Consider the following 25,561-nt stretch of genomic DNA (forward strand, 5'->3'; position numbering starts at 1 on the left):
GCCGCCAGCTCATCGCTTCGGACCGGCTTTGTCAGCCGTGACCAATCGAGCGTGAGCCCTCGTTATCGGCATGGCCTGATATGACAAGGACCTGGCGCTCGGGGTAGAGGTTGCGCAGCGCCAAGCCAAGATCCGCTCCTTGGCCGGCCTGCACTCAAGACCCCATAGCGCGCGGGGCAGCCTTCCGGTTCCATGACAGGTGTTTCGCACCACTCGTATGCTATGACCGCTCGGCGCAACGATGCGAGGTCGCCATGCTCCCTCTTCCCGCCGACATCTTCACCGAGCCCGAGGACGTTTCCCCTGACAGCCTCGCCAATCTCGGGCCGCTGCGCCGGCTCGCCGGCACCTGGCAGGCCGACAAGGGCATTGATATCAATCCGAAGGCGGGGGGACCGGAGCGGCGGACCTTCATCGAGCACGTCAGGATGGACCCGATCGATCCGCAGGCCAACGGGCCGCAGCTGTTTTACGGCCTGCGCTATCACATCCACATCAATACACCTGAGGAAGACATCACCTTCCACGACCAGGTCGGCTATTGGCTCTGGGAGCCCGCGACCGGCTTGATCATGCAGACACTGGCGATCCCGCGCGGGCAAGTGCTGCTCGCCTCGGGCCATGCCAAGCCGGAGGACAGGACCATCTCGGTTGCAGCGAAGCGCGGCGACACGACCTACGGAATCTGCTCGACCGACTTCCTGGAACAAGCCTTCCGCACCGACTCTTACCGCTGCGATATCACCTTCAACGACGACGGCAGCTGGAGCTATCAGATCCAGACCGCGTTGTTCGTCCGCGGCGCACCGTTCAATCATCACGACAGCAATACGCTCAAGCTGGTCGCGCCGCCAAAACTCAATCCGCTCGCGGTGATCGTGAACGATCGCGAGAAGGGCAACCAGCCGGCTTGAGAAGCTGTCGCGGAGAATGTGCATGAAGCCTTACGTCATCTGCCTGATGCATGCGAGCCTCGATGGCCGCACCCATCCCAGCCGCTGGCGTCCGAAGGGCGCCGGCACCGACTGGTTCGAGAAGATCCATGACCGGCTCGGCGGCGATGCCTGGGTGATCGGCCGTGTCACCGGCTCGGAGTTCGCCAAAGGCAAGCCCTATCCGGAAACGTCGGACGAAAAGTTCCCGCGCGAGAATTGGTTCGCGCGGCGCGATGCCGACACCTACGGCGTCGTGCTCGACGCGCATGGCAAGATCGGCTGGGGCCGCTCCGATATCGGCGGCGATCCGATCGTCGTGGTGCTGACCGAGAGCGTACCGGATTCGCATCTCGCCGGCCTGCGCGGCGAGGGCGTGTCCTACATTTTTGCCGGCAAGTCCGAGATCGACCTCGCAATGACGGTCGAGATCCTCAATCGCGAGCTTGGCGTCAAGCGCCTGCTGGTCGAGGGCGGCGGCGTTGCCAATGGCGCGTTCCTGCGCGCCGGCCTGATCGACGAGTTCAACTTGATCCTCAGCCCCGCGATCGACGGCGCCAGGGGCGCGCCCTTCGTGTTTGATTCGACCGAGGCCGACGGCGACAAGCGCGCGCCGCTCAGCGCGATGACGCTGGCGAGCACCCAGGATCTCGGCGGCGGCGTCCTATTGCTGCGCTATCTGATCCAGAACGATCCCGCGCGCCATCTGCAGCATGCCTGATACGTCCGAGCACATCGTCATCGTCGGCGCGGGCGCGGCCGGCCTGATGGCGGCGCGTGAGCTCGCGCGCGGGGGAAGACGGGTCACGATCCTGGAGGCGCGCGAGCGCTGCGGCGGGCGCATCCATCCGCTGCCGGCGTCGGAGTTCGGTTATGCTGCCGATGGCGGCGCCGAGTTCGTCCATGGTGAGGCGCCGGTGACGCGCAGCCTGGCGCGCGAGGCGGGGCTGACTGTGCGCACGATCGGTGGCGCGCAATGGAGCTTCGACGGCACGACATTCTCGCGCGAGAACCCGCGCGAGCCCTACGACGAACAGCTTCATGCGGCAGCGAAGGACTTGAAGGACGATCTCACCGTCGCCGAGTTCCTGCGCCGGTATTTTGCCGGGCCGGAGTACGCGCGACTACGGCATGCGGTCGAACGCATGGTCGAGGGCTACGATGCGGCCGATCCCGCGCGCGCCTCGACGCTGGCGCTGCGCGACGAATGGATGAACGACGGACACGCGATGCAGGCGCGCCTCGACGGCGGCTATGGCGGCCTGATCGATTTTCTCCTCGCCGAGTGCCGCAAGTCCGGCGTTGTCCTTCACCTCGGGGCCGTGGTCACCGCCATCGAGGAGGAGGCAGGCAAGGCCATCGTCCGTTGTGCCGGCGGTGAGTTGCAGGCCTGCGATCGGGTGATCCTCACCGTGCCGCTGCCGCTGTTGCGCGAGATCGCGCTGCCCGCGGCCGCGCGTGCAAAAGCGGCAGCCGCAGACGACATCGGCTTCGGCGGCGTCATCAAGATCCTGCTGCGGTTCAAAAAGGCGTGGTGGCGCGAGCAGCGCGAAGAGCTTGCCGACATGCTCTTCCTGCTGTCGGACGAGACCATTCCGGTGTGGTGGACGCGCCATCCGGATCAGCATCCCGTGCTGACGGGATGGTTAGGCGGTCCGCGAACGGCGGGGCTGGCGCATCTCGATCAGCAAGGACTGATCGATGCCGGCATCGCCTCGCTCGCCGCCATCTTCGGCCTGCCGCGCGAGGAGATCGCGCGGGACCTCGTGGCGGCGGCCGCCGCCAACTGGGCGAATGATCCCTTTGCCCGCGGCGCCTATTCCTGGGCGACGCCGCGGACGCGGGCGGCGCAAGAGATTCTCGCGCGCGCCGATGGCTCGATCTTGTTTTCCGGCGAGGCGCTCTACCGCGGGCGGGACATGGGAACGGTCGAGGCCGCACTTGCGAGCGGTCTGGAAACGGCCGGGATCATTTTGCAAGGTTGAGAAAGCAGGCCCGCATCTCTGCGGGCCTGGCGTCTCACCAGCGGCTGCCGCCGTAGCTGAATGTCACGCCGGGACCGCGGCCGCCGTAATAGCCGTAGGGGCCGCCTCCGTAATAGCCGTGGTGCCGCGGGTAATAGCCATAACTGCGATGGTGCCGGCGATCATAGCCGTAATGATGCGGACGCCAGTGCTGATGGCGATGACCGTGTCTGTGCTGCGCGCTGATGTCGGTTGATTGGCCGAGTTGCACGTTCGGCCTGGCCTTTCCACCGCTCGCCGCGTTGGCCGCCGACGCGGTGAGTGCAGCAGCGCCGATGGCCATCGCGACAAAGAGATATTTCATGTCATCACTCCAGTTGAGATATCGCGTGACAACAGATGGGCGCTACCCGCGTTCCGGCGAGAGCGGGCGTCGAAACGACGCATGCGATCGTCGCGAAATTGCGCTGAGATTTATTGTCGCACCGTTTTGAGCGAGGCGATTACCTCGTTCGTGGTCACGATGCGGGCAAATTCGCCGTTGAGATTCGACAGCGTCATCGCATGGATCGATTCGGCCGCATGCGTTTCGCCATCGGCGCCGATGCGGTCGAACGTCCAGGTCGCATCGCGCACCAGCTGCGCGTTGAAACCGAGATTGCCGGCCATCCGTGTCGTCGTCTCCACGCAATGATTGGTGGTGGCGCCGCAGATCACGAGCGTGGCGATGTCACTTGCGCGCAGGCGCGTCTCCAGATCCGTGCCGATGAACGCGCTGTTGACGCGCTTGACGATCACGGGCTCGCCGCCCTGCTCGCGCGCCTCGTCCTTGACGGCGTAGCCGGAGCGCGAGGGCAGGAATGTCGAGTTCGGCTTGGTGCCTTCGTGGCGGACATGAAAGATCGGCGCGCCGCTCGCCCTGAACGCGGCGAGCAGGTCAACGATGCGCGCCACCGCATCCGGATTGTTGCGCCGCTTGCCCGCCGCCTCCCATTCGTCGAACGCGCGTTGGACGTCGACGACGATGAGGGCGGGAAGGGGATCGGGCATGGCGACGGATTCCGCAATTTTGCAGACTATGCCGGGCGCTCGCCGGTTCAGGCAATGCCGATTATCCCTCGTTTCGGGACGGTCTCACGGATGCGGCTCGGGAAAGCCGTGGCGCTCCGACAGCGCGGCAATGATGGCATCCTTGTCGTTGATGAAGGCGCGCCCATGACGGCTGCCGGTCTGATGAGGCGAGGTTGTCCCGTCGGCGAGGACCAGCAGTGGCAGCCACTGATTCTCCTCGCCGACCAGTGCGATCACGTCCTGCCGAGGCTTCGGCCACGCGATGCGCTCGACGTCCAGTTCTTGTGCAAGCGTTGGAAAGGAGGTGAGCAGGCCCTCGATCAGCGCACAGTGCCAGCAAAAGAAATGGCGGCCGGGAAGGGCAGGGTCTTCGAAACCCTGGCGCAGCAAAAAAAGGCGGTCACGCGTCATGGGGCGCTCCAACAGAGAATCGAGGCCGTCGCGAGAGAACTCCATGCCATGGCCACCCAGCCAACGGCAAGGCGTGAGCCTTCACTTCGATTTGAAACGCACCATCCGCGGCACTTGATCCAGCGCAACTTTCCGCGTCGCTATCAGATGCAATGTCGCGCCGATCAATCGGGCTGCAATCGAGGCAAGGCATGAAGGCGTATTTCATCGGCGGTGGCGTCGGATCGCTCGCAGGCGCGGCGTTCCTGATTCGCGACGCGAAAGTGTCGGGGCGCGACATCATGATCTATGAGGCGCAGCCGCTGCTCGGCGGCAGTCTCGACGGTGCGCTACTCCCGAACGGCGCCTATTCGCTGCGTGGCGGTCGCATGCTCACCACCGACCATTACGAATGCACCTGGGACCTGCTGTCGGACATTCCCTCGCTCGAACGTCCGGGCCACAGCGTGCGCGACGAAACCGTGGCGTTCAACGAGGAGAACCCGGCGCATTCGCGTGCACGCCTGGTCGACCGGAACCGCTTCAAGATCGACGTCTCGCATATGGGCTTCACCGCCCGCGACCGGCTCGAGCTGTTGCGGCTCACAGAGGCGTCGGAAGAGACGCTCGGGAACAGTCGTATCACCGACTGGCTGTCGCCGGGATTCTTCGAATCGAATTTCTGGTACATGTGGCAGACCACCTTTGCCTTCCAGCCCTGGCACAGTGCGGTCGAGCTGAAGCGCTATCTGCACCGCTTCATGAACGAATTCCCGCGCATCGAGACGCTCGGCGGCGTCAAGCGTACGGTCTACAATCAGTATGACGCGATCGTGCGGCCGCTCGAGGATTGGCTGAAGCGGCAGGGCGTGCAATTCGTGCGAGGGACGCGCGTCACCGACATGACCTTCGAGCAAGCGGGCGAGAAGCTGCGGGTAAGCCAGCTCGTGCTGGACCGCGACGGCCGCACCGGCAATGTCCGTCTCGAGGACAGCGATCTCGTGTTCTTCCAGAACGGCTCGATGACGGATGCCTCGAGCCTGGGCACCATGACCGAGCCTGCGCCTTCCCTGACCAAGGACGACAGCCAGGGCTGGGCGCTCTGGGAGACGATTGCCAAGGGGCGTCCCGAATTCGGCAATCCGGCGGTGTTCAACACCTCGATCCCCGAATCCTATTGGCTGTCCTTCACCGGCACATGCCGCGACCCGCGCTTTTTCGACCAGATGGAAGCCTTCTCCGGCAACAGGGCCGGCACCGGCGGGCTGGTGACATTCAAGGATTCCAACTGGCTGATGTCGGTTGTGCTCTATCACCAACCGCATTTCGCCGGCCAGCCTGACAACGTCCAGGTGTTCTGGGGTTACGCGCTGCATCCAGATCGCATCGGTAATTTCGTCGCCAAGCCGATGTCGGGTTGCGGAGGCGCCGACATCCTGAGAGAGCTCTGCGGTCATCTGAATTTCGACCGCGCCGTATTCGACGACGCGATCTGCATTCCCTGCCGCATGCCCTACATCACCAGCATGTTCATGCCGCGGCATCTGACCGACCGGCCGCTGCCAGTGCCGAAAAATTCGGTGAACCTGGCTTTCGTCAGCCAGTTCGTCGAGATTCCCGACGACGTCGTCTTCACCGTCGAATATTCCGTGCGCGCAGCGCAGATGGCGGTCTATCAACTGATGAAGATCGACCGGCGGGTCCCCGCCGTGACCCGCCACGACAAGTCGCTCGCCGTGATCTTCGCGACGCTGGAGAAGGCGTTCGCCTGAGCGGACTATCCCGACGCGACCAGCGGCAGGCTGATGTGAAAGACCGCGCCGCCCGACGGCGCATTCTCGGCCCAGATGCGGCCGCCATGCGCCTCGACGATGGTGCGCGCGATCGACAGGCCGATCCCCATGCCTTGCGCCTTGGTCGTGAAGAACGGCTTGAAGATCTCGGTCAGCTTTTCGGCAAGAATGCCCTCGCCCGTATCGGCGATGGAGACGATGGCATGATTGCCCTTGGCGAGGCCGGTCCGGCCGACGACGCGGCGCCGGTCCGCTGGAAGATGCGCCACCGCATCCATGCCGTTCATGACCAGGTTCAGGATGACCTGCTGGAGCTGGACCCGGTCGGCCTCGACGCGGATGCTGGCGGACGATGGCTCCGTGCTGAGTCCGACATCCTTGGTCAGCGCCTGCACCGAGAGGAAGCGAAATACCTCCTCGACGGTTGCGTTGAGGTCGATCTCGCGCCGTTCGGTCGGGTCCCGCTTCAGAAACGTCCGCAGCCGGGCGATGACGTCGCTCGCCCGTTGATCGTCACGGCGAATATGCTCCAGCATGTCGCTGACTTCGCCAAGGTCAGGCGCCGGGCTCTTGAGCACCTGCCTGGCCGTCTCGGCATTGAGCAGGATCGCGGCCAGCGGCTGGCTCAGCTCGTGTGCAATCGAGGCCGACATCTCGCCGGCGGTGGCACGGCGATTCATGTGGGCGAGCTCCGACATGCGCTGACGTGCCTCGACTTCCGCAAAGGAGCGCAAGTGACGCTCGCGCAGCAGAATGGTGATCATCAGCGCCTGCGTCAGCACCACGCCCGCGACGATCATGGTGTGCCAGTAATACTGCTCCCAGAAGCTCGGCACACGGAAACGCACCTCGCTGCCTTCAGGCAGATTGGCTTCGTCGACGTTCCAGCGTTTGAGCTGTCGCCAGTCGAAGATGGGCTTGACGTTGTTTCCGTTGAAGGGCGGGATGCTCGACGGTGCCTCGCCACCGAGAATTCGCATCGCGACATCGCCGGCCTCCCGTCCGATGATGTCGGGCAGCAGGACGAAACCTCCCACGCCCGCCTTTCCGAGCAGCGTATCGGATGTGATGATGACCGGGCGGTTCGTGCTTTCGGCAACGCGCGTGAGCGCGGCGATCGGGGAATAATAAGTGCCCTCGCCGTCGGAATACATTGCCGAGGTCAGGATCGCGGAGCCGTCAGGCAGGTTGGCGACCTGCTTGAGCACATCGCGCAGCACCGTGCCTGAGAGATCGGTGACCTCGAGACCGGGCATCGCCGCCGCGAAATCCTGCTTCCAGCGTCTATAGACCAGCGGATTGGTCCAGGCGCCGCCGACAAGGACCACACGGGTCAAATCCGGAACGACGGCGCGCGCTGCGGTCAGGATATCAATCGGCCGCACTCTTGAAAAAATGGCGGTGGTGTTGGGCAGGAACACCGCGCGAACCTCGGGCAGATCAGGCACGAGGCCGTACACGACGGGCGCGGCCGGCCAGATGTCCTGCTTCCGCCTCTGAAGAAACTTGGCTGATGCGACGCCGATCGACACGATGACGTCGATCGGCCGGCGCGCATATTTGGTCTTGAGGTGATCGACGAGACTGTCTTCGTAGTCCGATCCCGGGAAGCGTGGGAGATCGAGGCTTTCGCCGTAGATCACCGTGTCGATATTGCCGTTCTGTTTTGCGACGGCACGGATGCCGTCAAAGATTTCGGAATAGAACGGCGAGCGGAAATCGGCCTCTTCCAGCACCAGGATGGCGCGCTGTCGCGGGCCGTCGGCGGCGCATTCACACGACAGGCAGGCGGACAGAAGGACGATCAGGATACGCGCGAGCCCGGTGATGATACGCATTGCTGGACGTTCGGCCCCGCCTCGATTTGCAATCGGCCTCCTCTTGAGGACGCGCGAAAGAGCATAACCAGCTGAAGCGGAGTTTCAACGGAAGCATGCGCGTCGCGCCCCGATGAACAGGCGGCGCGAGGAGGGGTCGTTACTTGAACGGATCCTGGATCGAATGCGACGACTTCCTGATGCGTCGCACACTCACCGGCTTACCGTCGGAGACGAACAGCAGTTCATATGTCCGGCCTTCGCTGTCGGTCGCCGAGCAGGTGACGTCGTTCACCTTCCTGGCCGCGAAATTGCCGGTCTGGCGGCAGGTGCCGATCGAGGCCTGCGCGGCCGGCACCGGCAGGCCGTCGACCTTCGGCCGGTTCTTGGAATTGAGCAGCATGCGATCTACCGGCAGCTCGTAGGAGTTGTCGTCGGCGCGCTTGCCGTTCTCGCCGGAGAACGACACGACGTGGTTCTCGTCGCTGGGGTCGTCGACGGCAACGGCGAAATTAACCCGGCCCTTGTCGTCATGGGCGAAGGCCACGGTCTTGCAGGCAAAGGGACGCCCGTCGACCTTCAGCGTCTTGCAGTGGCCCGACATCAGCGCCAGCATGTCGACAAGAGAATTCTGCTGGGCCGGCGGATTGTTCACCGCGATCGCGGTGGAAGGCTCGGCAAAACAAGGGCTTGCGAGAGAGACGAGGATTGCAGCCAGAACCGGTCGGGGCAGGCGCATCGTCAGGCTCATGTGCCAGGGGGCCACGGACGGGCGAGAGTTCCGCCCACTAACCATCGAATCGCAAATTGGTTGCGATCCCGTTTGCTCGGCCAGCCGATCGACAAAGCCCGTCTGGAATACCACCGCGCCACCCATCGGCGTTTCGCCCCCGATCGCTCCAACCGTTCTGGCGGACACTTGTCGTCAGGCCGATGTTTTTTTCGTGGCAGGGAGGGGAGAGGCGTCAGGTGGCCTGCATCATGGTCAGCGCAAAAGCCGGGTAAGTCTCGGCCAGCTCGTCGAAAATCCCGCCCCCGCGGCAGCGCCAGCGTGGCGGCATCCGGCCGCTTCGTCTCGGGCTCGACCTCCGGGCTGCCTCCGCAAGTTCACGCCGTCCGCGCGCGACGTCCCTCGATTGGATAGGCGGGGTCGTTGTAGCCCGGTGTCGAGGGATGGCCCGGCACCACCAGCCGGTCGATCAGCGCCTCGTCCTCGGCAGTGAAGCGATAGTCGAGCGCGCCGATATAGCCGTCCCACTGCTCTTCAGTGCGCGGCCCCGCGATGATCGACGAGACGAAGGCGGAGTTCAGCACCCAGGCCACTGCGAACTGGCCCGCAGTGATGCCCTTCTTCTCGGCGTGCGCCTTGATCTCCTGCGCAAGCTGCAGGGACTCCGGGCGCCACTCGGTCTGCATCATGCGGGCATCGTTGCGGCCGGCGCGCGTGTCCTTCTCGGGGGCAGCGTCGGGCTTGTACTTGCCGGTGAGCACGCCGCGCGCCAGCGGGCTATAGGGCACGATGCCGAGGCCATAATAAGCGCAGGCCGGAAAATGCTCGACCTCGGGCATGCGGTTCATCGCGTTGTAATAGGGCTGGCTGACTACGGGACGGTCGATGCCGAGCCGGTCGCAGATGTTGCAGATCTCGGCAACGCGCCAGGCGCGGTAGTTGGAAACGCCGAAATAGCGGATCTTGCCTGCGCGGATCAGATCGCCCATCGCGCGCACCGTCTCCTCCAGCGGCGTCGCATGGTCTTCCTTGTGCAGATAGTAGATGTCGATGTGGTCGGTGCCGAGCCGCGTCAAGCTCTCCTCGGCCGCCTGCAACACCCAGCGGCGCGACAGCCCGGCGCGATTGGGATCGTCCCCCATGGGGTTGGCGAGCTTCGTCGCGAGCACCCAATCGTGACGGTTGCTGCCGATCGCGCGTCCTACGACCTGCTCCGAGCCGCCTTTCGAATAGGCGTCCGCCGTGTCGATGAAGTTGATGCCGGAGTCATGCGCCTTGGCGATGATGCGCGTCGAGGTCGCCTCATCCGTCGGCCCACCGAACATCATGGTGCCGAGGCAAATCGGCGAAACCTTCAGGCCAGAGCGGCCGAGCTGGCGGTACTGCATGGGCTGTTTCCTCAACGGTCCTGTCGTCAGGCACCATAGCCAGCCGCGCTCGTCATTGCGAGCGTAGCGAAGCAATCCAGAGATGCGTCCGCGGAGGGATGCTGGATTTGCTTCGCTGCGCTCGCAATGACGAGATGAGCACACCCATGCCACACATCAGGTGTCATCGCCCGACTTGATCGGGCGATCCAGTATTCCAGAGGCAGTCGAAACAGAGTCGAGCCGCCGCGGCGTACTGGGTCGCCCGGTCAAGCCGGGCGACGACAGCGGAGGGCGCCGATTGCAGCGCTGGCCCTGATCGCGGCCTACGCCGGCCCCTTCAAGATCTTGAACACGCCATTGGCCATCACGATGCAGCGGCCGTCGACCGTGACCTCGGTGCTCATGAAGATCAGGCTGCGCGTCGAGCGCACCACGCGGGGGCGGGAGATCAGGATGTCGCCGATCTGGCCGGCCTCGACGAAATGGGTGTCGAGCTGAACCGTCGCCATGTACTCCTTGCCGGAGACGTAGCGGGCGGTCATGCCGCAGGTGCGGTCGGCGAAGGTCATCATCACGCCGCCCTGGACCATGCCGCGACGGTTGTGATGCTTGTCTTCGGTGGCGAGCGCGAATTCGTATCGGCCGTCGACCTTGCGCTCCCACAAGGGGCCGACGAGGTGCATGAAGCCCGTGGTTTCCAGGATGGTCCAGCCGTCTGATTTGAGCTTTGCTGCGGCCTTGCTGGTCATCGCTTCATCCATCCTCGCAACGCTTGATCTCTCCTCGTTTCATCAGATGCGGTCCTGGTGTAGTCAAGCATCATGAGAACTTTCGACGATGCCACCAGACGGAATATCGAAGCCGCCTGCGCTTCATTTGCGCGGCTGCCCGATGCGACTGAACCGTCGGCGCTGAAGCGCGCCGCGGTGGTGCTGGCGCTGACGGCATCCAACGACGGCGACGACACGGCGTTTCTACTGACGAGGCGTGCATCGAGTTTGCGCTCGCACCGCGGTCAATGGGCGCTGCCGGGTGGTCGCTGCGATACCGGCGAGACGCCGGTCGAGGCGGCGCTGCGCGAGCTCCACGAGGAGCTCGCGCTCAAGCTTCCAGCCGATGCCGTGCTCGGCCTGCTCGACGATTACCCGACGCGCTCCGGCTATCTGATCACGCCGGTTGTGGTCTGGGCCGCGAACAGCGCTGCGATGACCCCGAACCCGGACGAGGTCGCCTCCGTCCATCGCATCGCGCTCGACACGATCGAGCGCGACGATGCCTTCGACTTCACGGCGATTCCCGAAAGCAGCGGGCGCGTGATTCGCTTCCATCACCAGATGAGCCTGATCCACGCGCCGACCGCGGCGCTGATCTACCAGTTCCGCGAAGTGCTGGCGGGGCGGCAGACCCGCGTTACCGACCTGGAACAGCCGGTTTTTGCCTGGAAGTGAGATGGTAAACGGCGTGTTAACGTGACGGTTACCGGATGCCTGCTAAGAGGGCAGCATGCATCATTCGATTCGAACATATCTGGCGCTGGTTCCACTGGCGCTCGTCCTGCTCGTCCCCGCCGCGCGTGGCGGGGAGTTCGGCGCGCTGCCGCCTGCCGTCAGCAATGCCAACGCCCAGCTGCTCTCGCAGTTTTTCGCGCAAGGCGGCGCCTCGCCGGCCGTGCTCGAATATCGCCGCAAGCTCGCCGAATATCAGGCTATCAGGGGCGCCTTTGACCAGGAGGCCGCTGCCTATTGGAGCCAGGTCTCGGAGAAGCGCAAGGGCCGCAATGCCAAGCGGCGAAGCGGGCAGCAGATCACGCTCGACGATTACGTGCTGGAACAGCCGCCAGTCTATACCGGGCCGAAGCGGCCGGTGAACCCGGAGCCGGAGGAAACGCCGGAGCGACCGCCCCGCAAGCCGTTGCCGGTGGCCTCCGATCTTCTGCGCGCCGCGCAGGATCTTTATCAATTCACGCCGCAGCGGCCGACGAGCGAGGTCGAGTTCAAGCGCGCCTATGCGCGCTACGCACTCGCCTCGGGGCTGACGCGGGAGCAGGCGGTGCGGGTCTATTCCTTCGAGACCGGCGGCACCGGCAATTACGACGTGCAGGCGGGGATCGAGAATGGCGGCAAGCGCGCGATCTCGACCGCGATGGGCTACAACCAGCTGCTCACCACCAACAGCGTCGAGCTCCTGGCCGAGCAGGGCCACGAGTTCGTCCGCGCGCTCGCCGACAAGGTGGCGCGCACCTCCGGACCGGCCCGCCAGGCGCTCGAGCACAAGCTCGCCGTTCTGAAGAAGATGGTGGCGCATGCGAAGTCGGTGCCGGATACCTGGTCCGAGCACGAGAAGATCGGCGACACCGCGCAGGGCTGGGCCATGCATGCGATGGTGCTGGACATCGACGTCGGGCCGATGCTGCAAACCCACAAGCTCTTGACCTCGGTGCTGTTCGCCCGCGCCAAGGGCTACACCCGTCCGCTGACGGCTGCCGAGCTCGAGATGATGAACCTCACCGGCGACGGCACCGGCCTCGACATGGTGACGATGCCGCAGGCGATGCGCGAGCAGGTGCCGACCTCGAACTTCTTCCAGCGCAGCGGCTACGAGCGCAATCCCGTCGCGATCCGCCACAACACGGTGGCGAAGCTGCTCGCGGTGACGGATGACCGGATGGACTCGAACAGCAGCAAGCCCGGCGCAAGGGAATTGGCGGCGGCGTTTTAGGACGGTGGCGAGCTGCCGTAGGGTGGGGTTAGCCGAGCAGATGCGCGAAGCGCATCTGCTCGGCGTAACCCACCTCTTCTGTCTCAGCTGATAGAGCCAGTGGTGGGTTACGCCTTCGGCTAACCCACCCTACAAAGTTAGACCTACTGGTCCGGCCCGAACTTGAACCTGCCGTCGCCTTCCAGATATTGGCCGCTGCGCATGTAGAGCTGGCCGTTCTGGCCGATGAAGAACAGCGTGCCCCTCGGCACTTTCTTGGCGCCCTTCAGCAGCTCGCCGGCATTGCTGGTGCCCATCTTGTAGGAAAACGTCTTGCCGTCCTTGTCATAAGCATAGCCGGTGTCCGGCTTGAGCTCCCACGGCGTCGCCGCGTTTTGCGCGAGTGCGGGCGCGGCGAACGCGCCCAGCACGGCTGCGATTGCAAATGTCTTGATTGAAAATGCCATCATCCATCCTCCCCATTGTCGGGGTGCCCTTTTGAACAAATCACGAACGATGTCTCTGGGTCAATCTGCGAAGACGCCGCAGCGCATCACGTCTAGACCAGCAGTTTGTGATTTTCCGTTCGTCCCCTCGCGACTATGTTCCGCTTTCAGTCTAGAACGCAACACGACAAAGATATTGGTGGGGATGATTCGAATGGGTCACGTCGTAAAAGTTTGCTGGATTGCCTTGATGTCACTGACGGCGCTGGCGCCGGCGGCACGGGCCGATGACTACCAGCTCAGCCACAACCAGCGGATTTCGTGCAGCCGTGGCCTTGCCCCGGGCAAGCTCAACACCGCGACCTGCAAGTCCTACACCTATCTCTTCAACACCAGGACCTCGGAATATTTCCGCTGCCAGGTCTCGCTGGCGCTGACCCGCGACAACAAGGAGGTCATCAACGTCCAGACCGACGGCGGCTGCACCAAGAGGCCGCGCATCTTCGAGTCCGACGGCCACTACGATTTCGACGCGACCGAGACCGAGCCGCCGAACACCAACTCGTTCTTCGGTCCCGGCGGCTATTCGATCTGGGCCGCCGACATGACGGCGCAGAAGATCCGCGGCTGCATCACCATCTCCTCGGGCCTCGGCTCCGACATCTCCAAGTGCCTGGACATGACGTTCCAGTGACGGCTTGCCAGTGACGCTACAAGAACAACAACCACGGGAGAACGCGCGATGGACCGGCTCAAGGGCAAGGTTGCGATGGTGGTGGGCGCCGGCTCGATCGGGCCGGGCTGGGGCAACGGCAAGGCCACCGCGGTGACCTTTGCGCGTGAGGGTGCGCAGGTGTTTTGCGTCGATCGCAACGGCGCGGCCGCCGAGGAGACTGCCAATATCATCACCGGCGAAGGCGGCAAGGCGACCGCGTTCACGGCCGACGTCTCGCGGCCTGCCGAGATCGAGGCGATGGTTGCCGCATGCCTGAAGGCCTATGGCCGCGTCGACGTGCTCGACAACAATGTCGGCATTGCCGAGATGGGCAGCGTGGTCGAGGTCACCGAAGAAAGCTGGGACCGCGTCTTCAGCGTCAATCTCAAGAGCGCTTATTTCGCCATGAAGCATGTCATTCCTGTCATGGTGAAGCAGGGCGGCGGCTCGATCATCAACATCTCCTCGATCGCCTCGATCCGCCACATGGGCATCTCCTACGTCACCTACGGCACGTCGAAAGCGGCGATGAACCAGATGACGCGCACCACCGCGATCGAGTTCGCGAAACATCATGTGCGGGTGAACGCGATCCTGCCCGGCCTGATGAAGACGCCGATGGTGGAGCATTCGGCCGGTCTCGCCAACAGCTACGCCAAGGGCGACGTCGAAGCGATGTGGCGCGCCCGCGATGCCCAGGTGCCGATGGGCCACATGGGTGACGCCTTCGACGTCGCCAATGCCGCATTGTTTCTGGCGTCGGACGAGTCGAAATATGTGACGGGGATAGAGCTCGTGGTCGACGGCGGGATCACGTGCAAGGCCGGGGCTTAGCCTAGCTCTGTCATCCTGAGGTGCGAGTGGCGCGATGCAAAGCATCGCGCCGGGAGCCTCAAGGATGAACGGCCACGATGCAGCCGGGCCGTCGCCCTTCGAGGGCCGCTGAAGAAGCGGCCACCCTCCGGCGACAACGGCCTCGCCGTTGCGCCGGGGTGACGGATCGGCATTGGCGTTTTCGCTAGGCCTACTGCGCCAGCGCCAGGATCCCGCCGGCAAACGCGTGCCACGCACCGCTATCGCTGATCGGCCAGTTCAGAACCTTCAGCGCCAGCAGCGCGAGCGTGCCGGTGATGTAGACCGGATGAACGCGCCCCTCTGCGCGCCAGTCGCGCACCATGGCGACGACGAGGAGAAGCGAGGCGATCACAGCCGGCGCGATCGTCACTGGCACCGGCGGAGGGCCGGGCGGTCCGGGAGGCGCGAGGAAGGTGATGAACCAGCGGGCGATCGCGGCATCGAGGATCGAGACTGCCGCGAGCAGCATCAGGCGCTTGTGAATCTCCGGCCTGCGCGTGTTCATGATGGCGAGCACGAACACCACGGCAAAGAACGCGATCCCGGTCATCGGGACGATCGAGAAGCTGATGCCGGCCTCGGTTTGACCAAGCGCGGCGGACTGCCTCATCACATGCACGGAGGCGAGGAAGCCGAAGATCGTCATCGCGGTTGCGAGCGAGACGCCGACGATGCCGAGCGAACGATGATTGACCACGCGGCCGGAGGCCGCGAGCCAGGTCTGCATCACGAAATAGAGGGACCAGGTGAAGAACAACAGTCCGTGAAAATGAATCACCGGGCTTGCGGAAAACGTCCGGTAGGCGAGCGGCACAAAATAGGTCGGTGCAAAGCCGAGAAAGGCGGTGGCCGCACAGGCCAGCGCCATGTGGAGATAAAAATATCGTGCAGGCGACGCATCTCGCGCGCGTACACGACGGTCGTCGATCAGGGTTGTCATCAGGAATGAGTCTGGGGACGCGGAGTTTGGTTCAAATTCCAATGTCGTCCCGGATCTGCGCGCGCTTGTCCGGGACGACACCAGAGTTGCAGCGAGAGCAATTCATCCCCCCGCGCTCAATTCCGCCCGATCGAGCTCCTCCTCGAGCCGGTGAAACGCGTCGTCCCCGATCACCTCGGTGGCACGGAGATCGAAGATTGACTTGCGCGCGGCCTCGATGGCGCGGCGGCGCAGGGGATCGGCCGGCAGCTCGCCGTTGGGGATGCCGCCGTGCGGATCGTCGTCCGCCTGCATCAGGATGGCGCGGTATTCGAGCCTGAGGATTTCAGCCTCTTCCGACGGATCGTCCTCGATCGCATCGAGTGCGGCACGATAGGCGATGGCGCGGGCGCGCGCGACCTCGATGGCGACGGGATCGTCATCCCTGAGGCCGAAGGCCAGGATCAGCGGTCGCAGCGTCAGGCCCTGGATCACCAGCGAGCCCAGCACCACCGCGAAGGCGATGAAGACGATGAAGTCGCGATAAGGGAAGGTCTCCGGCAGCGCGAAGGCGGTCGCGAGCGTGACGAGGCCCCGCATGCCGCACCAGGAAATGATGAGACCGCCCTCGGGCGAAGCGACCTGGTTCGGATCCTTGGGGCGATAGATCCCGTGCGCGATCAACAGACGCAACGTGGTACGGTAGAACGTCACCCAGAGCAGCCGCACCAGGATGACCGTGAGCAGAATCCAGCCCGCGGCCGCGCAATATTCCCAGCGCACGTCCGCATCCAGCTTGGTCCAGATCGGCCGCATCTGCATGCCAATCAGCATGAAGGCGAGCACGTTGAGGACGAACACCGTCGTTTCCCACACCGCATAGGAGGGCACCCGCAACCGCGCCGGGACGCGCGCAGGCGCCGACTGCGCGAGGGTGATGGCATAGACCACGATGGTCAGGATGCCGGAGAGGCCGAGATGCTCGGCACCGATCCAGATCAGGAAGGTTGTCGCGAACTGCACGATGATCGCGCTCGGCACCTCTCGCACCCGCTCCATGATGGGCGGGATGACGCGCCCCGCGACAAGGCCGGCCAGCACGCTGCCGACCAGTCCGAGCGCGATCGTCGGCGCGACCTCGCTCCATTTCAGGTGCTCCATGACGACAGCGCCGACAGCGATGCGATAGATCAAGAGCGCGCTCGCGTCGTTGAGCAGGCTCTCGCCCTCGAGCACCTTGATCATGCGATAGGGCAGCTTCACCTGGCTCAGGATCGCGACGGCAGCCGCGGCATCCGGCGGCGCGACGATGGCGCCGAGCGCCACGGCGGCGGCCCAGGGCATGTTGGGGAACAGCCGGTGCGCGACATAGGCCACGCCAGCCGTCGTCAGGCCGACCGCGACCACGACAAGGGTCGAGACCGGAACCCAATTCTTGCGCAGGTCGCGCAGCGACGTATCGTAGGCCGCATCCAGCAGCACTGGTGCGACAAAAAGGGCCAATGCGAGGCCTGGATCGAGAGACCAGGACGGGCTGTTCGGCACGAAGGCGATCAACGCGCCGCCGATGGCGAGAAAGGTCGGGTAGGGGACCTTGATCCGCCGCGCCAGCGCCGATAAGGCAACGGCGCCGAGCAGAAGCGCGATGATCCATTCGAATGTCGACACGACGATCCCCGAAACCGATGTGAGCGGCGCCACAAGCTAGCACCAATCCGGCCGTATGATGGATAGTGCGGCCTCAAGGCAAGACCTTCCAACTGCAACGAGCATGCGTTTTCACAAACTCATTCACATGTCGGCAGCCGTCGTGCTTGCAGCGGTCTCGCCAGGTGCGGCCCGGGCCGCGACCGGCGGCGAGCCGGCAGCCGTCGCGCCGATCGACGTCGCGGCATGCCTCACCGCTGCCGCTGCCGATGACATGGACAAGGCAGGCCCGGCCTGCGCCGCCGTCATCGACAACGACAAGACGGCAAAGCCCGATCTGGTCAAGGCGCTGATCGCGCGCGGCGCGCTTTATGCCCGGCATGACCAGATCGACCGCGCCGTCGCCGACGACAGCCGTGTTCTGCTGCTCGATCCGACGCTCGCCGACGTCTTCAACGCGCGTGGCGAGCTGTGGCTGAAGAAGGGCGACAAGCCCAAGGCGGTGCAGGACTTCGGCGCCGCGCTTCGGATCGATCCGAACCACGAAAAGGCCAGGGCCAATCACAAGGCCATCGCGCGCGAGCTCGAGCGGATCGGTGCCCAGATGGCAGTGGCCGGCAAGCCGAGCTTCAACTGCGCCGGCGCGCGTCGCCCGGTCGAGAAGGCGATCTGCGCCAATCGCGAGCTCGCGGATCTCGATCGCGAGGTCTATGCCGCCCATGCGCGCGTGCTGCGCGAGGCGCGCGATCCAGGTGAGGCCAAGAAATTCCAGCGCGAGCAGGATGACTTTATTGCTCGTCGGAATGCCGGATTCGGCCGCCCGGGATATGATCTGAAGAAGGCGATGCAGGAACGGCTGCAAAGGCTGAATGGGGTGGACGGGTATTGAGGCCCTCCTCCCCTCCCCGCGTGCGGGGAGAGGTGGCGCAGGCATCGTTCGCCCCTCGCGATCTGCCTTATTTTTGAACCCACACTCCCCCCGCCGCGACAACGGGAAAACCTGATGTCACGGAGCTTTACGCCATGTGCGGCACGCGTTCTTCCGCGCAAATGTCCTCGAGCACACATAGCCGGCTGCGCACTTTCCTCCTCAGCGCCGCGCTCAGCCTTGTCCTCGCCGCCCCGGCATCGGCCGCCGATTGCGTGATGGACAGCAAGGCCGCTCCAGCGGACATCATCTCCGCGTGCGGCGCCATCATCGACCAGACCTCGAATCCGAATTCCGACCGCGTCGCGGCGCTGCTGGTGCGGGCCGATGCCAATGCGCGGATATCCGGCGGCCTCACGCAGGCGCTGCGGGACATCGACCGCGCCATCGCGCTCGACGGCAAGAACGCGCGGGCCTGGCGGCTGCGCGGCAACCTGTTGCGCGAAGCGGGCGGCGATCTCAACCGTGCCACGTCCGATCTCAGCAAGGCGATCGAGCTCGATCCGAAAGATGCCGAAGCCTACGAGCAGCGCGGCGTCGCCTACACCAACCAGCACCGTTACGATCGCGCGATCGCCGATTACGACCAGGCCATCAAGCTGAAGCCGGATGATGCGCAGGCCTGGTCCGACCGCGGCGCGACTTACTACCTCAATGGCGACAACGAGAAGGCGGTTGCCGATCTCAGCGAGGCCCTGCGGCTCGATCCCAACCGGGCGCGCAGCTATACCAATCGCGGTGCCGCCTACAAGAAGCTCGGCCAGCTCGACAAGTCGGTCGCCGACGACAGCGAGGCGATCAGGCTCGATCCGAAAGTGCCTGAGTATTACGACAATCGCGGGCTAACCTACGCTGCGATGAAAGACTACGACAAGGCGATCGCCGATTACGACCAGGCGCTGCGGCTGGCGCCGCGGGCGAACTTCTTCACCAACCGCGGCGATTCCTATCAGTACAAGGGCGAGTTCGGTGCGGCGCTCAGCGACTACGAGGCCGCGCTGAAGCTTGATCCTGACTTCGCGAAGACCTACAACAACCGCGCGGTGCTCTATTCGAAGATGGGCGAGCGCAAGAAGGCGCTGGCCGATTACGAGACCGCGCTGCGGCTCGACCCCGGCAACGCCAATGCCGCAGACGGCCGCCGCACCATGATGGCGGAGATCGCCAGGTTCGGCGCCGAGGCGCCTCACCCGCTGGCCGCGAATTCAGGCAGCGGCCCATCATTCGATTGCGCCTCAGCCAAGCGCGAGGTGGAGAAGGTGATCTGCGCCGATCCGCAATTGGGCGCGCTCGACCGCCAGCTCGCCGAGGCCTATGAGCGCGTGCTGAAATCGATGAGCCGGCGTCAAGCCGCCGGCTTGCGCAAGTCCCAGCACGATTTCCTCGCCACCCGCGACGCCAGCTTCCGCCGCCCTGGCTACGATCTGAAGAAGGTCATGCAGGACCGGTTGCAACGGTTGAATGCGATGGAAGGGTAGTTTCAGCTTGAACCGCGGCCCGTTCCCGGGAAAATACCCCTCAAACAAGGTCGGCTTTTGATCCCTGTCATGGCGGAACTGACGTTCCGCCGTCAGGTCAAGGCAAGGCCATCAAAGGGAACGGGAGCGCCGGGAATGAATGTCCAGGGAAAGAGCAGGTATCACGAGGTCCATGCGCGCTCGCTGTCCGATCCCGAAGGCTTTTGGGCTGAGGCGGCCAAGGAGATCGACTGGATCGAGCCGCCGAAAAAGATCTTCGACCCTACGCAGGGCGTCTACGGCCGCTGGTTCGCCGGCGGCGTCGTCAATACCTGCTACAACGCGCTCGACCGCCACGTCGAACGCGGCCGCGCCGACCAGGTCGCACTGATCCACGATTCGCCGCTGACCGGCTCGGTCACCAAATTCACCTATGCCGAGCTGCTGACTGAGGCGCAGGTGCTCGCCGCGATCATGCAGGATTTTGGCGTCGCCAAGGGCGACCGCATCATCCTCTATATGCCGATGGTGCCGGAGGCCGTGGTCGCGATGCTCGCCTGCGCGCGCATCGGCGCGGTGCACTCTGTGGTGTTCGGCGGCTTTGCCGCCAAGGAACTCGCGACCCGCATCGACGACGCACAGCCAAAGCTCATTCTCTCGGCGAGCTGCGGCATCGAGCCCGGCCGCATCGTGCAGTACAAGCCGCTGCTGGACGAGGCGATCAAGCTGGCGTCCGCCAAGCCAAAGGCCTGCATCGTGCTGCAGCGTCCGCAGCTGACGTGCGACCTCACGCCGAAGCGCGACTATGATTGGGCGAGCCTGCGCCGCAAGGCGATGAACGAGGGCAAGAAGGCGCCTTGCGTGCCGGTCGCTGCGACAGATCCGCTCTACATCCTCTACACCTCGGGCACGACAGGCATCCCCAAAGGCGTCGTGCGCGACAATGGCGGTCATCTTGTCGCGGTGAAGTGGTCGATGTTCAACCTCTATGGCGTCAAGCCGGGCGAGGTCTGGTGGTGCGGCTCCGATATCGGCTGGGTGGTCGGCCACAGTTACATCGTCTACGGCCCGCTGCTGCATGGCGCGACCTCGGTCATGTATGAGGGCAAGCCGGTCGGCACGCCGGATGCCGGCGCGTTCTGGCGCGTGATCTCCGAGCACAAGGCGGTCGCGCTGTTCACCGCGCCAACCGCCTTCCGCGCGATCCGCAAAGAGGACCCGGACGGAAAATTCATCCGGCGATATGACCTGTCGAAATTCCGCACGCTGTTCCTCGCCGGCGAGCGCGCCGATCCGCCGACGGTGGAATGGGCGGAGCAGCAACTGAAGGTGCCTGTGATCGACCATTGGTGGCAGACCGAGACCGGCTGGTGCATTGCCGGCAATCCGGTCGGCCTCGGCCAATTGCCGGTGAAGCATGGCTCGCCGACGGTGCCGATGCCGGGGTATCAGGTCGACGTAGTGGATGAAGCCGCAAAGCCCGTGCCGGCGAACAGCATGGGCTCGATCGTGATCAAACTGCCGATGCCGCCGGGCTGTTTGCCGACGCTGTGGAATCAGGATGAACGCTTCAAGGAGGCGTATCTCAGCGAATTTCCCGGCTACTACAAGACCTCGGACGCCGGTTACAAGGACGAGGACGGCTACGTCTTCGTCATGGGGCGCACCGACGACATCATCAATGTCGCCGGCCACCGCCTCTCCACCGGCGGCATGGAAGAGATCCTGGCTTCGCACCCGGATGTCGCCGAATGTGCCGTGCTCGGCGTCAAGGATGCGATCAAGGGCGAGGTGCCCTGCGGCTTCCTGGTGCTGAAGGCCGGCGTGAAACGCTCTCCTGGTGAGATCGAAAAGGAGATCATCGCGCTGGTGCGCGACAAGCTTGGCCCCGTCGCCGCCTTCAAACTGGCCATCACCGTCGGCCGCCTGCCCAAGACGCGCTCGGGCAAGATCCTGCGCGGCACCATCAAGAAGATCGCCGACGGCGAGGCCTGGACCATGCCGGCCACGATCGAGGATCCGAAGGTGCTGGACGAGATTGGCGAGGCGCTGAAGGGGAGGGTGTGAGATTTTCTCCGTCGTCATCACCCGCGACGGCGGGTGATCCCGTATTCCAGAGACGGGGTGCTTGAACCGAGAAAGCCGCGGCGAACTGGATTCCCCGCCTGCCGCCTGCGCAAAAGCGTCGGCGCGCCAGAAACCGAACCTCGGCGAAGCCTTGGCGTAGCCGGCTCGCGGGGAATGACAGTGCGTGTGGAGCGGCGTCGAGGGACCTTACAATCTCCTCATTCCGCGCTAAACAGGGCCGGCCAACAGGGGACCTGCTATGTCACTCGCCACCGCGCCGCGGCTGCTCGTTGCCGTGGGCTTCGCCCTCGCTCTCTCCGCCTGTGCGGGGCGTTACCAGACGCCGACCGCGATGGGTGGCGACGACGACGATGCGGTGTGCCAGGGCCGCGGCCTCGCGGTCGGCTCGCCGGAATATGTGGCCTGCCGCAAGGATCGCGACGTCCAGCGCAATGCGGCGCTCGCCCGCTCCGACCGCCGCCAGCGCGATCTTGGCGAATACATGCTGAACCATCCGGAGCGGCCCTGACATCGGCTGCGGTACTATCCTGCGCGCGACGGCTGGCCTTGACGTGACTCATCTGCAACGCCACGGCCAAATCGTGTCGCGCCTGTCCTGATTTGATCGACATCAAATCCTTCCCCAGCGCCTTTCTGCTCTGACCCTGATGTCGCGCAACGAAGCGCGCTTATGGTTGAAGGGGATTGAAATGCAGAGAACGATAAGAAACTTGGCGCGGCTGGCGGCGCTTGGCGCCGCCTTCGCGGCGGCTGTTGAGGTCGCGCAGGCGGCCGACTTGCCCGTCTACACGAAGGCCCCGCCGCCGGCAGAGAGTTTCAATCCCTGGATGATACGCCTGCGCGTGCTCGGCGTCCTGCCGGATGCCGGCGGCTCGACCGTCAATGTCGCGGGCGTCCCGACGCTGTCGTCGCCGAATTCCGGTCTGTCGATCAGCAACCAGGCTGTGCCCGAGCTCGACATCAGCTACTTCTTCACGAAGAACATCGCGGCCGAGCTCATCCTCGGCGTCACCAGGCATTCCATCAGCGGCACCGGTTCGCTCGCCAACCTGCCGATCGGCAAGACCACGCTGCTGCCGCCGACGCTGACGCTGCAATATCACTTCGACAATTTCGGTGCGTTCAAGCCCTATATCGGCGCCGGTGTGAACTATACGGTGTTCTTCAACAACTCGGCCGCCAACATCCCCGCCGCCATCGTCGGTCCGCCCGCCATCGTCGCCACCACGACTGCGCTGCATGTCAGCAACCAATGGGGCGGCGCCGTGCAGTTCGGTTTCGACTACATGCTCGACCGGCACTGGGGCCTCAACGTCGACGTGAAGAAGCTCTGGCTGCGTCCAGATTATTCGGCGACCGTCAGCGGCCTGCCCGTGACGGGCACCGCACATATCGACCCATGGCTGGTCGGAGGCGGCGTTACCTACAAGTTCTGATGACGTTTCGCGGCGCTGCGACCTTGTCGTCGTTCGCCGCGGCGAGGGGCGCGCGGCTATCTCGCATGCATGGTTCGCGGATGCCGCTCGTGCAAGAGCTTCGCCAATGCGTCGCGATCCTCCGGGCGGTCTTTGACGGCAATTTCGAAAAGGGCTTCCTGGACATCGCGGGGCATATCGCCCCACACAGCCAGAGCAGCGCGCCCCAGCATCAGCGCAAAATGGTCTTCGTCATCCCGCATTGCTGATCCTCCGCGTTGAACACAATGCGAGGTCAGCCGCAACGTTCCCTGCGCGAGCCTGCGAGGGTTCGGTTGCGCAAAATAAAACGCGGCGGATCGCTCCGCCGCGTTCGAACCGGATGCGAGGGAGGGAGCCTACTCCTCCTCTTCCTCGTGCTTCTTGCCGCCGAGGGTCTTGAGCTTGGCGAACACGGCGTCGACGTTGAGGTCGTCGCTGGACTTCTCCGACGACTCGTACTCGTCCTTCTTGGTGGTCTCGGACGCCGGCAGCAGGGTGGCGCCGCCGTAGTTGGCGTCAACAGGCTTTTCCTTGGCGGCGCGCGCCACTTCGAAATCGAGCTCGATCTGCGAGCAAAGGCCGAGGGTCACCGGGTCAATCGGGGTCAGCTGCGAGGTGTTCCAGTGGGTGCGGTCGCGGACGCTGGCGATCGTGCTCTTGGTGGTGCCGACCAGGCGCATGATCTGAGCGTCCTTGAGCTCGGGATGGCTGCGCAGCAGCCAGAGGATGGCGCTGGGACGTTCGTGACGGCGCGATACCGGGGTGTAGCGCGGGCCCTTGCGCTTGGGCTGGGGTGGCAGCACGACCTTGCTCTCCTGGAGACGGAGCCGGTAGTCCTGGTTCTTCTCGCCCTTCTCGATTTCCTCGCGGGTCAGCTGGCCGTTGGAAATCGGGTCCATGCCCTTGATGCCCTGGGCGGCGTCGCCGTCGGCGATCGCGCGCACCTCGAGGGGATGCATCTTGGTGAAATCGGCGACCTGGTCGAAGGTCAGCGCGGTGTTGTCGAGCAGCCAGACGGCGGTCGCCTTGGGCATCAGAGGTGCGTTGCTCATGGCAAATCTCCTTTGTGCTTCGCCCACCCCCTCAGGAGGCGAAACCGGTGGTCATCAGCGATGACAGGGAATTCGCGCTATATAAGCCCGGAGGGGGTAGCCACGCAATGGTTCTGCTATAGATAGTGCCTTGACAGCGTCTGAAAGGGGGCCCAATTCCCTCTGAAGCCGCCGTAGGCCCTTAAGCTTTAGCCCCTATTCCATCCACCGACCGTCTTCCGCCCGTATTGCCGGGTGATTCGGTCCCGAGATCGCTCAATGTCAGCCAAACCAGACCTCAAGATCGTGCTTTGTTCTCCCCGCGGCTTCTGCGCCGGGGTGGTCCGGGCGATCGACACCGTGGAACGGGCGCTCGATAAGTATGGCGCCCCCGTCTATGTTCGCCATGAGATTGTGCACAACAAATATGTCGTCGACGGGTTGAAAAAGAAGGGCGCCATCTTCGTCGAGGAGCTGGCGGAGATCCCGGAGAACACGACCGCGCCGGTGGTGTTCTCGGCCCATGGCGTGCCGAAGTCGGTTCCCGCCGACGCCCAGTCCCGCAATCTTTTCTCGCTGGATGCGACCTGCCCGCTGGTGACCAAGGTCCACCGCGAGGCCGCGATCCACTTCAAGCGCGGCCGCGAGATCTTCCTGATCGGCCATTCGCATCATCCTGAAGTGGTCGGCACGCTCGGCCAGCTGCCGGTCGGCGCGGTCACCCTGATCGAGACCGCCGAGGACGCCAAGACCATCAATCCGAAGGACCCGAACAATCTGGCCTTCGTGACCCAGACCACGCTGTCGATCGACGACACCGCGGAGATCGTGGCGCTGCTCAAGGAGCGCTTCCCGAACATCAACGGCCCGCACAAGGAAGACATCTGCTACGCCACCACCAACCGCCAGCTCGCGGTGAAGAAGGTGGCGCCGGTGGTGGACGCCCTGATCGTGGTCGGCGCGCCGAACTCGTCGAACTCACAGCGCCTGCGCGAGGTCGCCGAGCGCGAGGGCTGCAAGATCGCCGTGCTGGCGCAGCGCGCCGCCGACATCGACTGGACCAAGTTCGGCAACATCACGAGCCTCGGCATCACCGCGGGCGCGTCGGCGCCGGAAGTGATCGTCGAGGAGATCATGGACGCCTTCGCCGAGCGCTACACGCTGCATGTGGAGACGGTCTCGGCCGCGGAAGAGAACGAGTTCTTCCCGCTGCCGCGCCAGGTGCGCCCCGAAGCCGCCGCCGAGTAGTCTTGC

At 64.4% G+C, this 25,561-nt stretch carries 26 protein-coding genes; 14 read left to right on the top strand and 12 right to left on the bottom strand.

Annotated elements, in window-relative coordinates; translation table 11 throughout:
* The first annotated feature begins 254 nt into the window (after positions 1–254).
* From XH80_RS41800 to XH80_RS41810, 3 genes are read left to right on the top strand one after another with little or no spacing between them, the layout of a single operon-like run.
* Positions 255–914, top strand: coding sequence for an FABP family protein (locus XH80_RS41800; protein WP_271603666.1), 660 nt, complete (start codon positions 255–257; stop codon positions 912–914).
* A gap of 22 nt (positions 915–936) precedes the next feature.
* Positions 937–1,653, top strand: coding sequence for a dihydrofolate reductase family protein (locus XH80_RS41805; protein ID WP_271603667.1), 717 nt, complete (start codon positions 937–939; stop codon positions 1,651–1,653).
* The gene (locus XH80_RS41810) at positions 1,646–2,917 is read left to right on the top strand and encodes a flavin monoamine oxidase family protein (protein ID WP_271603668.1); all 1,272 of its coding nucleotides are present in this window, start codon (positions 1,646–1,648) and stop codon (positions 2,915–2,917) included. Before XH80_RS41805 ends, XH80_RS41810 begins: the two co-directional genes overlap by 8 nt.
* 34 nt (positions 2,918–2,951) lie before the next feature.
* Here the strand turns inward: XH80_RS41810 and XH80_RS41815 are convergent, their stop codons facing one another.
* The 3 genes from XH80_RS41815 to XH80_RS41825 all read right to left on the bottom strand — a co-directional run bounded on the left by XH80_RS41815 (position 2,952) and on the right by XH80_RS41825 (position 4,378).
* Positions 2,952–3,260 carry a hypothetical protein gene (locus tag XH80_RS41815; RefSeq protein WP_271603669.1) on the bottom strand — a complete coding sequence of 103 codons (309 nt, stop codon included), beginning with the start codon at positions 3,258–3,260 and terminating at the stop codon, positions 2,952–2,954.
* Positions 3,261–3,370: 110 nt separating this feature from the next.
* On the bottom strand, positions 3,371–3,946 hold the full coding sequence (locus tag XH80_RS41820; RefSeq protein WP_271603670.1) for a cysteine hydrolase family protein: 576 nt from the start codon (positions 3,944–3,946) through the stop codon (positions 3,371–3,373).
* 84 nt (positions 3,947–4,030) lie between these two features.
* Positions 4,031–4,378, bottom strand: coding sequence for a DUF3088 domain-containing protein (locus XH80_RS41825; RefSeq protein WP_271603671.1), 348 nt, complete (start codon positions 4,376–4,378; stop codon positions 4,031–4,033).
* A gap of 152 nt (positions 4,379–4,530) precedes the next feature.
* Between XH80_RS41825 and XH80_RS41830 the strand changes: the two genes are divergently transcribed.
* Entirely contained in the window at positions 4,531–6,129 is a 1,599-nt protein-coding gene (locus XH80_RS41830; RefSeq protein WP_271603672.1) for an oleate hydratase, read from the top strand.
* Positions 6,130–6,134: 5 nt separating this feature from the next.
* On the opposite strand, the gene XH80_RS41835 is transcribed toward XH80_RS41830, so the two are convergent.
* The 4 genes from XH80_RS41835 to XH80_RS41850 form a co-directional block, all read right to left on the bottom strand.
* Positions 6,135–7,988, bottom strand: coding sequence for a sensor histidine kinase (locus XH80_RS41835; RefSeq protein ID WP_271603673.1), 1,854 nt, complete (start codon positions 7,986–7,988; stop codon positions 6,135–6,137).
* A 139-nt stretch (positions 7,989–8,127) separates the two neighbouring features.
* A complete protein-coding gene (locus tag XH80_RS41840; RefSeq protein WP_057759954.1) occupies positions 8,128–8,706 on the bottom strand; it encodes a hypothetical protein in 579 nt (192 codons plus the stop codon).
* 368 nt (positions 8,707–9,074) lie between these two features.
* A complete protein-coding gene (locus XH80_RS41845; protein ID WP_271603674.1) occupies positions 9,075–10,085 on the bottom strand; it encodes an aldo/keto reductase in 1,011 nt (336 codons plus the stop codon).
* Positions 10,086–10,390: 305 nt separating this feature from the next.
* The gene (locus tag XH80_RS41850; RefSeq protein WP_271603675.1) at positions 10,391–10,816 is read right to left on the bottom strand and encodes a PaaI family thioesterase; all 426 of its coding nucleotides are present in this window, start codon (positions 10,814–10,816) and stop codon (positions 10,391–10,393) included.
* A 72-nt stretch (positions 10,817–10,888) separates the two neighbouring features.
* Between XH80_RS41850 and XH80_RS41855 the strand changes: the two genes are divergently transcribed.
* Both XH80_RS41855 and XH80_RS41860 read left to right on the top strand, forming a co-directional pair.
* The gene (locus XH80_RS41855) at positions 10,889–11,515 is read left to right on the top strand and encodes an NUDIX hydrolase (RefSeq protein ID WP_271603676.1); all 627 of its coding nucleotides are present in this window, start codon (positions 10,889–10,891) and stop codon (positions 11,513–11,515) included.
* A gap of 55 nt (positions 11,516–11,570) precedes the next feature.
* Positions 11,571–12,785 (top strand): hypothetical protein, encoded by a 1,215-nt coding sequence (locus XH80_RS41860; RefSeq protein WP_271603677.1) that lies wholly within the window; start codon positions 11,571–11,573, stop codon positions 12,783–12,785.
* Between the two features lie 143 nt (positions 12,786–12,928).
* Here XH80_RS41860 and XH80_RS41865 read toward each other — a convergent pair whose 3' ends face one another.
* On the bottom strand, positions 12,929–13,231 hold the full coding sequence (locus XH80_RS41865) for a hypothetical protein (protein ID WP_271603961.1): 303 nt from the start codon (positions 13,229–13,231) through the stop codon (positions 12,929–12,931).
* 193 nt (positions 13,232–13,424) lie between these two features.
* Between XH80_RS41865 and XH80_RS41870 the strand changes: the two genes are divergently transcribed.
* Positions 13,425–13,904 carry a hypothetical protein gene (locus XH80_RS41870; RefSeq protein WP_271603678.1) on the top strand — a complete coding sequence of 160 codons (480 nt, stop codon included), beginning with the start codon at positions 13,425–13,427 and terminating at the stop codon, positions 13,902–13,904.
* Positions 13,905–13,952: 48 nt separating this feature from the next.
* Positions 13,953–14,759 (top strand): SDR family NAD(P)-dependent oxidoreductase, encoded by an 807-nt coding sequence (locus XH80_RS41875; RefSeq protein ID WP_271603679.1) that lies wholly within the window; start codon positions 13,953–13,955, stop codon positions 14,757–14,759.
* A 190-nt stretch (positions 14,760–14,949) separates the two neighbouring features.
* Here XH80_RS41875 and XH80_RS41880 read toward each other — a convergent pair whose 3' ends face one another.
* A complete protein-coding gene (locus XH80_RS41880; protein ID WP_271603680.1) occupies positions 14,950–15,720 on the bottom strand; it encodes a hypothetical protein in 771 nt (256 codons plus the stop codon).
* 102 nt (positions 15,721–15,822) lie between these two features.
* On the bottom strand, positions 15,823–17,400 hold the full coding sequence (locus tag XH80_RS41885) for a cation:proton antiporter (protein WP_271603681.1): 1,578 nt from the start codon (positions 17,398–17,400) through the stop codon (positions 15,823–15,825).
* A 70-nt stretch (positions 17,401–17,470) separates the two neighbouring features.
* Between XH80_RS41885 and XH80_RS41890 the strand changes: the two genes are divergently transcribed.
* From XH80_RS41890 to XH80_RS41910, 5 genes are all read left to right on the top strand, one after another.
* Positions 17,471–18,235 carry a tetratricopeptide repeat protein gene (locus XH80_RS41890; protein WP_271603682.1) on the top strand — a complete coding sequence of 255 codons (765 nt, stop codon included), beginning with the start codon at positions 17,471–17,473 and terminating at the stop codon, positions 18,233–18,235.
* A 134-nt stretch (positions 18,236–18,369) separates the two neighbouring features.
* A complete protein-coding gene (locus tag XH80_RS41895) occupies positions 18,370–19,752 on the top strand; it encodes a tetratricopeptide repeat protein (RefSeq protein WP_271603683.1) in 1,383 nt (460 codons plus the stop codon).
* Between the two features lie 135 nt (positions 19,753–19,887).
* Positions 19,888–21,798 carry a propionyl-CoA synthetase gene (locus XH80_RS41900; protein WP_271603684.1) on the top strand — a complete coding sequence of 637 codons (1,911 nt, stop codon included), beginning with the start codon at positions 19,888–19,890 and terminating at the stop codon, positions 21,796–21,798.
* A gap of 259 nt (positions 21,799–22,057) precedes the next feature.
* Entirely contained in the window at positions 22,058–22,327 is a 270-nt protein-coding gene (locus XH80_RS41905; protein ID WP_057759663.1) for a hypothetical protein, read from the top strand.
* Between the two features lie 181 nt (positions 22,328–22,508).
* On the top strand, positions 22,509–23,255 hold the full coding sequence (locus tag XH80_RS41910; protein WP_271603685.1) for an OmpW/AlkL family protein: 747 nt from the start codon (positions 22,509–22,511) through the stop codon (positions 23,253–23,255).
* A 56-nt stretch (positions 23,256–23,311) separates the two neighbouring features.
* Here the strand turns inward: XH80_RS41910 and XH80_RS41915 are convergent, their stop codons facing one another.
* On the bottom strand, positions 23,312–23,497 hold the full coding sequence (locus XH80_RS41915) for a hypothetical protein (protein WP_083514886.1): 186 nt from the start codon (positions 23,495–23,497) through the stop codon (positions 23,312–23,314).
* A gap of 135 nt (positions 23,498–23,632) precedes the next feature.
* Complete coding sequence (locus XH80_RS41920; protein ID WP_057759654.1) at positions 23,633–24,328, bottom strand: DUF1013 domain-containing protein; 696 nt, start codon at positions 24,326–24,328, stop codon at positions 23,633–23,635.
* 258 nt (positions 24,329–24,586) lie between these two features.
* On the opposite strand from XH80_RS41920, the gene ispH reads away from it, so the two are divergent.
* Positions 24,587–25,555 (top strand): 4-hydroxy-3-methylbut-2-enyl diphosphate reductase, encoded by a 969-nt coding sequence (gene ispH, locus XH80_RS41925; RefSeq protein WP_271603686.1) that lies wholly within the window; start codon positions 24,587–24,589, stop codon positions 25,553–25,555.
* Positions 25,556–25,561 lie beyond the last annotated feature (6 nt).

The organism is Bradyrhizobium sp. CCBAU 45384 (assembly GCF_028128665.1).
GTDB lineage: Bacteria > Pseudomonadota > Alphaproteobacteria > Rhizobiales > Xanthobacteraceae > Bradyrhizobium > Bradyrhizobium manausense.